Consider the following 12,373-nt stretch of genomic DNA (forward strand, 5'->3'; position numbering starts at 1 on the left):
AAAACTCAATTATTACGTTACATTTAGTACATTTGTCGGGCTTTTTAGCACTTATTTTATAAAGGCGTGACAAACTGACATTTTAATTATACACATGGAAGAAAAAAAATTCGATCTAAATTCACTCATAGGCTTTGTTTTATTAGGAGCTATTATGCTTTGGTGGATGTACACTAACCAACCAACTCCTGAAGAATTAGAAGCGGAGAAGAATAAAGAAACAGAGCAAGTACAAGAAGAAACAATTTCTTCAACAAACACAACTACTAATTCAATAGCTGATTTTGTACAAGCAAAAGATTCTCTTTCCCTAGTAAATGCTCAATCACAATTAGGTGCTTTTGCATATTCTGCAACACTTAGTGATAAAGAAACCATATTAGAAAATGACTTATTAAGATTAGTTATTTCAAATAAAGGTGGACAAATTAAGCAAGCCTTACTGAAAAATTATGTTACTTACGATTCGTTACCTCTTTATATCATTAAAGAAAACAACGCATCATTCAACATCAACTTTGGTACTTCAGATAATAGAACCTTAGATACCAAAAACTTATTATTTGAGCCTTCGCTATCTTCAAATGGAGAAAATCAAGTTCTTTCAATGAGGCTAAAAGTTTCAGAAAATAAATTCTTGGAATATCGATACGAAATGAAACCAGATGAATACATGGTTGATTTTAAAGTTAGTTCACAAGGCTTAAATAATACATTGAATACGTCTCAACAAATAAATTTAGATTGGAGTTTAGAAGCTTTCAGAAAAGAAAAAAGTATTCGTTACGAAAACCAACAAACAGAAATGTATTATGAAAAAGGCGATGAAGATATTGATTATCTATCTGTTGGTGGTGATGACGATGCTGAAGAGCAAGATGTAAATTGGGTAGCATATAAACAACATTTTTTCTCTACTATTTTAATTAGTGAACAAGCGTTTAAAAATGCAAGTTTAACTTCAAAAACGTTAACAATTGATGAAGAAATAGATACAAGCTTTACAAAAGCATTTTACTTAAAAGCCCCTCTGGTTTTAGAAAATGGTGAATTAAATTATACTATGAATTGGTATATTGGACCAAATGATTACCAAATTCTTAAAAATTACGACCGTAACATTAAAGAAATTGTAAATCTTGGTTGGGGTATATTTGGTTATATTAATAGATTAGTTTTTGTACCTGTATTTAACTTTTTACAAAGCTTTATTAGCAACTATGGTTTAATTATTATTCTATTAACAATTGTGGTTCGGATTATAATGTCTCCACTCGTTTATAAATCGTATTTATCAAGTGCTAAAATGAAGGTTTTAAAACCTGAAATGGAAGAGATTAACAAGCGCCTACCTGGAAAAGAAAATGCAATGAAACGTCAACAAGAAACTATGGCTGTTCAAAGTAAAGCGGGTGTTAGCCCTCTTGCTGGATGTATTCCTGCGGTTCTTCAAATGCCTGTATTCTTTGCGCTATTTAGATTTTTTCCTTCCAATATAGATTTACGTCAAAAAGGATTTTTATGGGCCGATGATTTATCTGCATATGATTCAATATTTGAACTTCCATTCCATATACCAATGTATGGATCACACATAAGTTTATTTCCAATATTAGCTTCCGTTGCCATTTTCTTTTATATGAGAATGAGTCAAAGTCAACAAATGAATATGCAGCAGCCTACACAAGAAGGAATGCCTGACATGCAAAAAATGATGAAAATGATGATGTACTTTTCACCAGTGATGATGTTGATTTTCTTTAATATGTATGCAAGTAGTTTAAGTTTATACTATTTTGTATCTAACTTATTAACTATTTTAATTATGCTTGTGATTAAGCATTATATAATTGATGAAGATAAGATTCACGCAAAAATTCAAGAGAATAAAAAGAAACCTAAAAAAGAAGGTAAATTTCGTAAGCGCTTAAATGAAGCAATGAAACAAGCTCAAGAACAACAAGCGCAACAAAAGAAGAAAAAATAGAACAAATCTCACTAATTTAAAAAGCTCAAATTTAACCATTTGAGCTTTTTTAAATGCAGCTTATTATATATTAACAAATGACACAGAATTGATAAAAAATAGGATAAAAAAAGTATTAAAACATTTTAATAAAACTCCATAAGCAACTGATATAAATCACCCCTTTATTAATTTGAAATTTCTACTTTTACTATCTTTTTGAAAATATAATGTCAGAATTACGAAGTAAATATAAAATATTAAGTGAGCACAACCTTTTTATTGTTGTACAAAAGGGAACTTTGACGTTAAATTCTATGATGGGTTTTATTCAAACTATAAATTCTGACCCTGAATTTACACCAAAACTTAACCATATTGTAGATTTAAATAATGTGCTATTTGAACTTACACAAGAAGATATGAATAATTATGTTAATCATCTTGAGAGCAATTCTAAAACACATGGTAATAAACGAATAGCACTAATTACCAGTACACCTAATCAGGTAACCTATTCCACTTTATATAAATTAGCTAAAAAAGAATTACAACCACTGCAGAGTATTCAAATATTTTCAACCGCTCAGAAAGCTTTTGATTTTATAGGCCTTAAAAACATTTCATTTGAAGAAGTTTCTCAAACTTTAAAAATGTTAAATAAATAATTTACATATTAATTTTATTTACTTTTGATAGTAAACAAAAAACTTATGAAATATTTTAAAATATTTATAACTTTTACACTTTTTTCATTTTTAATTGTTGCTTGTTCTAAAAATGAAAACGATTCTTCTATAGCATCCCAAGAAGACCTAAAAGAAATAACAATTTTCCATATCAACGATCAACATGGTAAATTGGATAATTTTTCAAAAATAAAATACATTGTTGACAAAGAAAAAGAGGATACAAATGTTATTTTAGTTTGTGGCGGTGATATATTTTCTGGAAACCCAGTAGTAGATAATTATGATGAAAAAGGGTTCCCAATGATTGATATTATGAATAAAGTTGGTTTTGACATTTCCACAATTGGAAACCATGAATTTGATTATGGTGAAAAAATTCTAAAAGATAGATTTCAACAAGCACAATTTCCTTGGATTTGTGCAAATGTAGATATGAATACAACAGGAATTCCTCAGCCACATGAATACAAATCAATAACTAAAAACAATGTCAAAATTACATTTCTTGGCCTCATTGAAACCAATGGAAAAGATGATGATATTATTCCATCTACACATCCTTGGAGAGTTGAAAATTTAACTTTTCAAAAATATACATCTGTTATACAAAATTATTCACAAGTAAAAGAATCTGAAAATTCAGACTTATACATTGCGTTAACACATTTAGGTGAAGGAACAGATATAAATATTGCAAACAATTATCCTTATTTCGACTTAATTATTGGTGGACACTCACACTCAAAAACAAATACAATTACAAATAATATTCCAATATTTCAAGCTGGGGGAAACCTTAATTATTTGGGTAAAATTCATCTAACAATTAAAAATAAGAGAATAGAAAATTTAACTTATGACTTAATAGACTTATCAAACTACTCTAATTTTGATAGTAATATTAAAGATAGAGTTGAAGCATTTAATGAAAATGCAAATTTAGATGAGATAATTGGTTATGCTGAATCTTTTCATTCAAAAGACCAAGTTGGCTATTTTTATACTGATGCTTTAAGAAATGAGATGAATGTAGATTTAACATTTCAAAATACTGGCGGGATACGATCTTCTTTAAATGAAGGTGATATTACAAAACGTGAAATTTATACCATTGACCCTTTTAATAACACGAGTGTAACTTATACAATGAGTGTGAGTGAAATTAAACAATTTTTAAAAAATAGTGGTGCAGGTTTTTATTATTCAGGTTATTCAATTGAACAAGAAGGAAATGAAATTATTTTAAAAAATGGAAATAATGAAATCTTAAATGAAAACGCAATTTTAACCATTGGACTAAATGACTATATCCCTGCTGTTTACGACACTTATTTTACACAAACACCAACAACAAGGCCTTATACAACGGCAGAAACAATTATCAATTATTTAGAAAACAATTCAAATCCAATAAACTTTACCTCTTCTAATAATTATTTTAAATTTCAATAAATTCAGAATTATTTAAGAATTGAATCACATTGTTTTCGATTCTTTCCAAAATATTTGTAACATCAGATTTTACAAAAGTTTCTCCCGTAATATTTTCATATAATTCAATATACCTATTCGATATTTCGATGATTTTTTCATCAGTCATTTCAGGAATTTTTTGACCATCTAGCCCTTGAAAATCATTCTCAATTAACCACTGACGAACAAATTCTTTAGACAATTGTTTTTGAGCTTCACCTCTACTTTGCCTCTCTTCATATCCATCAGCATAAAAATAGCGCGAAGAATCTGGTGTATGAATTTCATCTATTAATACAATTTTTCCATCAATAGTTTTACCAAATTCATATTTCGTATCAACTAAAATTAAATTACGCTCAGCTGCAATTTCAGTTCCTCTTTTAAATAAAGCCTTAGTATATTTTTCTAATACTTCATAATCATCTTTTGACACAATTCCCTTAGATATAATATCTTCCTTTGAAATATCTTCATCGTGATCACCATCCTCAGCTTTTGTTGCTGGTGTGATAATTGGATTTGGAAATTGATCGTTTTCTTTCATTCCTTCAGGCATTTCAACACCACAAATTATCCTTTTACCCAATTTGTATTCTCTAGCAGCATGACCTGATAAATAACCACGAATAACCATTTCAACTTTGAATGGTGTGCACAAATGACCAATAGCCACGTTTGGATCAGGAATAGCAATTATCCAGTTTGGCACAATATCTTTAGTTGCCTCCATCATTTTGGACGCAATTTGATTAAGTATTTGTCCTTTAAATGGAATTTGTTTTGGCATTACATAATCAAAAGCTGAAAGCCTATCAGAAGCAATCATCACCAAAATTTCGTCATTAATATTATAAACTTCTCTTACTTTTCCTTTGTAAACCGATTTTTGTTTTGGAAAATTGAATGCTGTGTCATTAATTGTTTTACTCATTGCCTATTTCTAAACTTTTATATGCTGAAATTATTTGCTTCACTAATCTATGTCTAATTACGTCTTTATCATCTAAATGAACAAAAGCAATACCTTTAACGTCTTTAAGTGTTAATATCGCCTCTTTTAAACCAGAAATTTGTCGTCTCGGTAAATCTATTTGTCCAGGATCACCGTTAACAATAAATTTTGCATTTTTACCCATACGAGTTAAAAACATTTTCATTTGATTGTGTGTTGTGTTTTGAGCTTCATCTAAAATTACAAATGCATTATCTAATGTTCGTCCTCTCATAAACGCCAATGGTGCAATTTCTATAATTCCTTTTTCTATGTAAGAGTCTAGTCGCTCAAAAGGAATCATATCGCGCAATGCATCATATAATGGTTGCATATACGGATCTAATTTTTCTTTTAAATCACCTGGTAAAAAACCTAGATTTTCTCCAGATTCAACTGCTGGACGTGTTAAAACAATTCTTTTAACTTCTTTTTCTTTTAAGGCCTTAACCGCTAAAGCTACAGCTGTATATGTTTTTCCGGTTCCAGCAGGACCAATAGCAAAAAGCATATCATTTTTATCCATGAATTCAACCATTTTACGCTGATTGGCTGTTTGCGCCTTTATTAATTTACCACCAACGCCATGAACTAGCACACCATCAGCTAATTTTGAGCTTTTATGCTCATTACCATTTGATGTTAAAATACGCTCAATGCTGTTTTCATCTAACTTGTTATAACGATTAAAGTAGGTAATAACCATTCCCAATCGTTTTTCAAATTCATCTAAAATTTCAGGCTCTCCAAAAGCTTTTAATTCGTTACCTCTTGCAACTATTTTTAGTTTTGGAAAATATTTTCTTAAAATTTCTACATTCGTATTTTGAGTACCAAACAAATCGTTTGGATTAATCTCTGTCAGTTCAATAATACGTTCGTTCAAATGGTTTAAGTATTAAGTTTTAATAAAAATTTGTATGCTAATTAACCGAATATTTCATTAGATTTGCATAACAAATGTAATGAATATCAAAGAACAAATTTCTAATCTGGTGTAATAAGTTTTAAACATTTTATTAAGGTTATTTATTTGAAAAACTTAAAAAAAATCGCAATAATTTTATATGTCAATTATTACTCTAACTACTGATTTTGGGACTAAAGACCACTTTGTTGGAGCCATTAAAGGGACTATTTACAGTGAATTACCTGATGCTAGAATTGTTGATATATCACATCAAATTTCACCATTTAATATCACACAGACTGCTTATATTTTAAAAAATGCATATAAAAGTTTTCCTGAAGGAAGTATTCATATTATTGGGGTAGATTCTGAGTTAAATGATGAAAACAAACACATTGCTTTAAAACTAGACAATCATTATTTTATTTGTCCTGATAATGGTGTAATTTCTTTGCTTGCTTCTGAAATAAAACCAGAAAAAATTGTAGAAATCAATATTCATGATAGGGTTTCAACAAGTTTTCCTGTATTGGATGTTTTCGTGAAAGTTGCTTGTCATATAGCCCGTGGTGGTACATTAGAAATTATTGGTAAAATTATTTCTGAATTTAAACAATTAGTTGAGTTGCAACCTACCGTTTCTTCAGACAAAAATACAATTAATGGTAATATTATTTATGTTGATAATTACGGAAACTCAATAAGTAATATTAGCCATAAATTATTTCAAGAAATTGGTAAAGGACGTAGATTTGAAGTAATCGCAAATAAATATATATTTAAAAAAATATATAAAAAGTATAGTGATATTATCGATTTTTCTTTACCCAAAGAACAACGTCAAAAAGATGGTAGTAGAATGGCTATTTTTAACACGGCTAATTATCTAGAAATTGCCATGTATAGAAGTAACTCTAATACGGTGGGAAGTGCTTTTTCTCTATTAGGCTTGAACTATAGAGACATTATAACCATAAAATTTAACGACAACTAAATTATGTTTATTCGAATTGTAAAAATGAGTTTTGAAAATGACAAAACTGGTACTTTTCTCGAGAATTTCAATTTAAATAAAGATAAAATTCGAAATTTTGATGGTTGTAACTCATTAAAATTACTAAGAGACAAAAATAATCCAAACATATTTTTCACTTATAGTTATTGGCAATCTGAAAATCATTTAAATTCGTACAGAAAATCTGAACTATTTAAATCCGTTTGGGGAAAAACAAAAGTATTATTTAACAACAAACCAGAAGCTTGGAGCGTTGATACTATTGAAAGTTTATAACTTTAGCCAATGAAACCTATCTTAATTAAAGAATTAAATTTATTTTTTGCTTCACCAATTGCATATTTGGTTATTGCATTGTACTTAATTCTTAACGGTTTATTCTTATGGGTTTTTGAAGGTGATTTCAATATTTTACACGCAGGCTTCGCTGATTTAAATAGTTATTTTTTTATTGCTCCGTGGATATTTGTTTTTTTAATTCCTGCTATAACCATGCGAAGTTTTTCTGATGAAATTAATACAGGAACTATCGAAATTTTAAAAACAAAACCAATCACAAATTGGCAAATAGTTCTAGCTAAATACTCCAGTACTTTAATTTTAGTTTTGGTTGCAATTGTTCCTACTCTCATCTATATTTATAGCATTTACCAATTAGGAAATCCAATAGGTAATATTGAATTTGGAACCACTTCTGGATCATTTATGGGCCTATTTTTTTTAGCAAGCAGTTATGCCGCAATTGGTCTTTTTGCTTCAACAATTTCCAAGAATCAAATTGTTTCATTTATAATTGGAGCTTTTCTTTCTTTCTTTCTTTTTTATGGATTTGAGGCTCTGGCAAGCTATAATATCTTTGGAAACTTAGATTATTCGATTCAAAATTTGGGAATGTTTTCACATTTTGAAAGTATGAGTAAAGGAATACTTGATACGCGAGATTTAATTTATTTTATCTCAGTTACGTTTCTATTTTTAATATTGACAAATTACAGAATAGAAAATGAAAAATAAGTATTCTAAAATAGCACTCATTTTAATTGGAATTATTCTAATTAACTATATAAGTTCAATTATTTATAAACGCTTTGATTTAACTGAAGACCAAAGATATACGCTATCACATTCAACGTTAAACATCCTAAATAATATTGAAGACGACATAATTATTAAAGTATATTTAGAAGGTGATTTTCCTGCAGAATTTAAACGACTTCAAACCGAAACAAAACAGCATTTAGAAGAGTTAAAAGCTATTAATAAAAAAATAAAATTTCGTTTTATAAACCCTTCTAAAATTGGACAAGAACTAATCAATAAAGGGTTACAGCCAAGTCGATTGCAAATTGAAGAGAATGGAAAATTATCTGAAATTGTAATTTTTCCGTGGGCAGTTGCCTCTTCAAAGAACAAAACAGAACCTATTTCATTGTTAAAAGATATCTATTCAAATTCTCAAAATGAACAGCTAGAAAGTTCTATTCAGAATTTAGAATACTCGTTTTCAAATGCAATACAAAAAATTACCACTAAAAAATCTAAAAAAATTGCGATTATAAAAGGAAATGGAGAGCTCAATGATATTTATATTGCAGACTTTTTACGCACCCTAAATGAATATTATTTTTTAGCTCCTTTTACTCTAGATTCTGTAGCAAAACAACCACAAAAAACGTTGCAAGATATTTCTCAATATGATTTAGCAATTATTGCAAAACCAACTGAAAAATTTAGCGAAGAAGAAAAATTTACATTAGACCAATATCTAATGAATGGTGGTAAAACCTTATGGCTAATTGATAATGTACAAGCTGAATTAGATAGTTTAATGCAAACAGGTGAAAGTTTAGCCTACCCAAGAGATTTGGGTTTAACTGATTTATTTTTTAATTACGGAGTTAGAATTAATACAGATTTAATATCAGATTATTATAGTTCCGAAATTCCTCTTGCAACCGGAAATATTGGTAATAAAACACAGTTTAATCAATTTAAATGGAACTATTTCCCCTTGTTAACTTCAGAAAATAATCACCCGATTAACAACAATATTGAAGCTGTAAATGCAAAGTTTGCGAATAGTATTGATACACTTGAAAATAACATTTCTAAAACAGTTTTATTACAAACCTCTTCGCTTTCAAAAACTATTGGAACGCCATCAATTATATCTCTTAAAACAATTGCGGAAGGACAAAATAAAGCAACATATAATAAAGAAAAAATACCAATTGCTGTATTATTAGAAGGTGCATTTAAATCGGCTTATTCTGGTAGAATAAAGCCTTTCAATATTAAAAACCCTAAGAGTGAAGGCGCTGAAACCAAAATGATTCTTATTTCTGATGGTGATTTAATCGCAAATGAGATTTCACAAGGGCAACCTTTAGAACTTGGTATAAATAAATGGACAAATCAACGATTTGGAAATAAGGACTTTTTATTAAATACTGTAAATTATTTATTAGATGATACTGGATTAATAAATATTCGATCTAAAACGGTAAAAATTGATTTTTTAAATAAGGAAAAAGCCTATCAGGAAACTTTAAAATGGCAACTAATAAATATTCTTTTTCCTCTTATGATGCTAGCAATATTCGGATTCTTCTTTAACTATTTCAGAAAAAAGAAATACACCTGAAATTTCTTTTTTTCATCTTAAAAATTTGTTAAATTTAGAGTTCATAAATATATAGCGCTTTATATAAGCTATATTTGTTACATAACTTAAATTTATCTATGATGCTAAAAAAAATATCTATCCTTTTATGTATAATCGGATTTACTTCAGCTTTAAATGCTCAAATTAAAACACCACAACCAAGTCCTTTTTCAAAAATAGAACAAGTAGTTGGTCTAACTGATGTTACTCTAGAATTTTCTAGGCCTGCAATGCGCGGAAGAACAATTTTTGGAGATTTGGTTCCTTATGGAGAATTATGGAGAACTGGAGCTAATGCAAATACTAAAATCACTTTTAGTGATAATGTAATAATTGATGGACAAAAAGTAGTAAAAGGAACATATGCTATTTTTACAATTCCAAATAAAACAACTTGGGATGTTATGTTTTATAGTGACTCTAATAATTGGGGAACACCTAAAAAATGGGACGAAAGTAAAGTTGTTGCCAAAACAACGGTAAATGTTGTACCAATGCCAATGAAAATTGAATCATTTACTATGACATTTGATGATTTAACTTCTGGATCTGCAGTATTAGGAATACTTTGGGAAAATGCTTCTGTAGGTGTTAAATTTGAAGTTCCTACTGATGCTATTGCTTCAAAAAGTATTGAAGTTATTATGAATGGTCCAACTGATAACGACTATTATCAAGCAGCTTCCTATTACCACGCTGAAGGTAAAGATTTAAAACAAGCCTTAACTTGGATGAAAAAAGCAACTGAAGGCGATAATCCTGAGTTTTGGTATTTAAGAAGAATGAGCTTAATACAAGCCGATTTAGGAGATAAAGCTGGTGCAATTAAAACAGCTAAGCAATCTCTAGAAGGTGCTGAAAAAGCAGGAAATGCAGATTATGTTAAAATGAATAAAGAATCAATCGCTGAATGGACAAACTAATGATAAACAACTTAAAATTAACAATCGTATTGCTTTTAGTTGCAACAGTAACGTTTGCACAAAAAAGCCCGAGAAAACAAACAACGGGAAAGTTAAATGAAGTTTCAATTAGCGTTGATTATGGATCTCCAAGTGTAAAAGATAGAGTTATTTGGGGAAACTTAGTCCCTTTTGATAAAGTTTGGAGAGCAGGTGCAAATGAAAATACAACAATTTCATTTGACAAAGATGTTTCAATTAATGAAGAAATGATTCCTGCAGGAAAATATGGCTTTTTTATTATTCCATCTGAAAGCGGAGTTTGGGAAGTTATTTTCAGTAAAAAGAATGATGCTTGGGGATCAAATGGTTACTCTCAAGATAATGACCAACTTCGAGTAAAAATAAATGTTTCAATGGTTCAAAATAGTACTGAGAAATTGACTTATACTATTGATAATGAAGGAATCTTATTTTCTTGGGAAAAAGTTAGTCTGTTGATTCCAATAAATTAAAAACAAACACAAAACAATAAAAAGTAAAAAGCACCTCTTAGGGAGGTGTTTTTTTATGCAATAATTTTATTATTTTTTGTTAGAGACTGAATAAAAATAGCAAGAACTATAACTACCATGCAACCAACAAAATTTAACCATAAATAAGGTAAATTTATTAGATCATATTTATCCAACAAGTACAATGAAATAACAATTACCTGGTTAATCAAGGCTGCTAAAAAGACAGCGTTGCTTTTTACATATTTTATAAAAAAAGCAAGTAAAAATATACCTAGTACGTTACCATAAAAAATAGATCCAATAATATTAACTAATTGTATTAAATTATCAAATAAACTAGCGAAACTAGCTACTAAAATTGCAATTACCCCCCAAGCTAAAGTAAACCATTTAGAGGCTTTTACATAATGAGTATCGGATTTTTCAGTAGTAACATTTCGCTTATATAAATCTATTGCAGTAGTTCCGGCCAAAGCATTTAATTCTGATGCTGTACTTGACATTGCTGCAGATAAAATTACTGCTAATAGCAAACCAATTAAACCTCTAGGTAAATTATTCAAAATAAAATGAATAAAAACATAATCTTTATCATTTGTTTCAAGTGAATCATCTGCCTTTTTAATAATGGTTTTAGCTTCTTCTCTATTCTCAAATTCTAAAGCATTTATTTGTTGAATTTCTTTTACTAAACTATCATCATTTAAATTGTTACCATATGCTAAATTCGCTTCAGATTTTAAAAGTTCTAACTCTTTATGCTTCTTTTCCAATAGTGAATACTCTTCAGCATATTGCGAATTTTGAACAACTTTTGTTGCTGCCGGGTTGAAGTTTAACGGCGAACTATTAAATTGATAAAATACAAAAACCATTACACCAACTAACAAAATAAAAAACTGCATTGGAACTTTTAATAAGCCATTAAATATCAATCCCATTTGCATTTCTTTTATAGACTTACCTGATAAATATCTCTGCACCTGACTTTGGTCTGTCCCAAAATACGAAAGTGCCAAAAAAGTACCACCAATAATTCCACTCCAAAAGGTATATCTATTATCTAAACTAAAAGAAAAATCCAGCACATCCATTTTACCACTTGCACCTGCAATTTTCAATGCTTTTGAAAAATTGATGTCAGCCGGCAAATAACTCACTATTAAATAAAAAGCTACAAACATTCCAACAAATATTACTGTCATTTGATGCTTTTGAGTTACACTTACAGCTTTTGT

General features: G+C 29.0%; 12 protein-coding genes. 9 read left to right on the plus strand and 3 right to left on the minus strand.

The window, feature by feature from the left end; translation table 11 throughout:
* The first annotated feature begins 94 nt into the window (after positions 1-94).
* The 3 genes from yidC to HKP59_RS10955 all read left to right on the plus strand — a co-directional run bounded on the left by yidC (position 95) and on the right by HKP59_RS10955 (position 4,110).
* Entirely contained in the window at positions 95-1,987 is a 1,893-nt protein-coding gene (gene yidC, locus HKP59_RS10945; protein ID WP_291806757.1) for a membrane protein insertase YidC, read from the plus strand.
* 209 nt (positions 1,988-2,196) lie between these two features.
* Positions 2,197-2,634 carry a hypothetical protein gene (locus HKP59_RS10950; protein ID WP_291806758.1) on the plus strand — a complete coding sequence of 146 codons (438 nt, stop codon included), beginning with the start codon at positions 2,197-2,199 and terminating at the stop codon, positions 2,632-2,634.
* Positions 2,635-2,679: 45 nt separating this feature from the next.
* Positions 2,680-4,110: a bifunctional UDP-sugar hydrolase/5'-nucleotidase gene (locus tag HKP59_RS10955; protein ID WP_291806759.1), complete on the plus strand. Its 1,431-nt coding sequence runs from the start codon at positions 2,680-2,682 to the stop codon at positions 4,108-4,110.
* Here the strand turns inward: HKP59_RS10955 and HKP59_RS10960 are convergent.
* Positions 4,097-5,065, minus strand: a complete 969-nt coding sequence (locus HKP59_RS10960) for a phosphoribosylaminoimidazolesuccinocarboxamide synthase (RefSeq protein WP_291806761.1) — start codon at positions 5,063-5,065, stop codon at positions 4,097-4,099. The two genes, HKP59_RS10955 and HKP59_RS10960, sit on opposite strands and share 14 nt — an antisense overlap.
* Positions 5,058-6,011: a PhoH family protein gene (locus HKP59_RS10965; RefSeq protein ID WP_291806763.1), complete on the minus strand. Its 954-nt coding sequence runs from the start codon at positions 6,009-6,011 to the stop codon at positions 5,058-5,060. The genes HKP59_RS10960 and HKP59_RS10965 overlap by 8 nt, the downstream gene beginning before the upstream one ends.
* 181 nt (positions 6,012-6,192) lie before the next feature.
* Here HKP59_RS10965 and HKP59_RS10970 point away from each other — a divergent pair, with 181 nt between their 5' ends.
* From HKP59_RS10970 to HKP59_RS10995, 6 genes are all read left to right on the plus strand, one after another.
* Complete coding sequence (locus tag HKP59_RS10970) at positions 6,193-7,029, plus strand: SAM-dependent chlorinase/fluorinase (RefSeq protein WP_291806765.1); 837 nt, start codon at positions 6,193-6,195, stop codon at positions 7,027-7,029.
* Positions 7,030-7,032: 3 nt separating this feature from the next.
* A complete protein-coding gene (locus HKP59_RS10975) occupies positions 7,033-7,326 on the plus strand; it encodes an antibiotic biosynthesis monooxygenase family protein (protein WP_291806767.1) in 294 nt (97 codons plus the stop codon).
* Between the two features lie 9 nt (positions 7,327-7,335).
* The gene (gldF, locus tag HKP59_RS10980; protein ID WP_291806769.1) at positions 7,336-8,064 is read left to right on the plus strand and encodes a gliding motility-associated ABC transporter permease subunit GldF; all 729 of its coding nucleotides are present in this window, start codon (positions 7,336-7,338) and stop codon (positions 8,062-8,064) included.
* Positions 8,054-9,694, plus strand: a complete 1,641-nt coding sequence (gene gldG / locus HKP59_RS10985) for a gliding motility-associated ABC transporter substrate-binding protein GldG (protein WP_291806771.1) — start codon at positions 8,054-8,056, stop codon at positions 9,692-9,694. The genes gldF and gldG overlap by 11 nt, the downstream gene beginning before the upstream one ends.
* 98 nt (positions 9,695-9,792) lie before the next feature.
* Positions 9,793-10,638: a DUF2911 domain-containing protein gene (locus HKP59_RS10990; protein ID WP_291806773.1), complete on the plus strand. Its 846-nt coding sequence runs from the start codon at positions 9,793-9,795 to the stop codon at positions 10,636-10,638.
* Positions 10,626-11,132: a DUF2911 domain-containing protein gene (locus HKP59_RS10995; protein WP_291806775.1), complete on the plus strand. Its 507-nt coding sequence runs from the start codon at positions 10,626-10,628 to the stop codon at positions 11,130-11,132. The genes HKP59_RS10990 and HKP59_RS10995 overlap by 13 nt, the downstream gene beginning before the upstream one ends.
* Before the next feature lie 53 nt (positions 11,133-11,185).
* On the opposite strand, the gene HKP59_RS11000 is transcribed toward HKP59_RS10995, so the two are convergent.
* A partial coding sequence (locus tag HKP59_RS11000) for a sodium:solute symporter (RefSeq protein ID WP_291806777.1) occupies positions 11,186-12,373 on the minus strand: 1,188 nt, incomplete at its 5' end.

This window comes from Lutibacter sp. (genome assembly GCF_013041805.1).
GTDB lineage: Bacteria > Bacteroidota > Bacteroidia > Flavobacteriales > Flavobacteriaceae > Lutibacter.

What these genes read in the sequence shown, in the direction of transcription:
- yidC (WP_291806757.1), top strand. Translation starts at nt 95, where the DNA reads ATGGAAGAAAAAAAATTCGATCTAAATTCACTCATAGGCTTTGTTTTA.
- HKP59_RS10950 (WP_291806758.1), top strand. Translation starts at nt 2,197, where the DNA reads ATGTCAGAATTACGAAGTAAATATAAAATATTAAGTGAGCACAACCTT.
- HKP59_RS10955 (WP_291806759.1), top strand. Translation starts at nt 2,680, where the DNA reads ATGAAATATTTTAAAATATTTATAACTTTTACACTTTTTTCATTTTTA.
- HKP59_RS10960 (WP_291806761.1), bottom strand. Translation starts at nt 5,065, where the DNA reads ATGAGTAAAACAATTAATGACACAGCATTCAATTTTCCAAAACAAAAA.
- HKP59_RS10970 (WP_291806765.1), top strand. Translation starts at nt 6,193, where the DNA reads ATGTCAATTATTACTCTAACTACTGATTTTGGGACTAAAGACCACTTT.
- HKP59_RS10975 (WP_291806767.1), top strand. Translation starts at nt 7,033, where the DNA reads ATGTTTATTCGAATTGTAAAAATGAGTTTTGAAAATGACAAAACTGGT.
- gldF (WP_291806769.1), top strand. Translation starts at nt 7,336, where the DNA reads ATGAAACCTATCTTAATTAAAGAATTAAATTTATTTTTTGCTTCACCA.
- gldG (WP_291806771.1), top strand. Translation starts at nt 8,054, where the DNA reads ATGAAAAATAAGTATTCTAAAATAGCACTCATTTTAATTGGAATTATT.
- HKP59_RS10990 (WP_291806773.1), top strand. Translation starts at nt 9,793, where the DNA reads ATGATGCTAAAAAAAATATCTATCCTTTTATGTATAATCGGATTTACT.
- HKP59_RS10995 (WP_291806775.1), top strand. Translation starts at nt 10,626, where the DNA reads ATGGACAAACTAATGATAAACAACTTAAAATTAACAATCGTATTGCTT.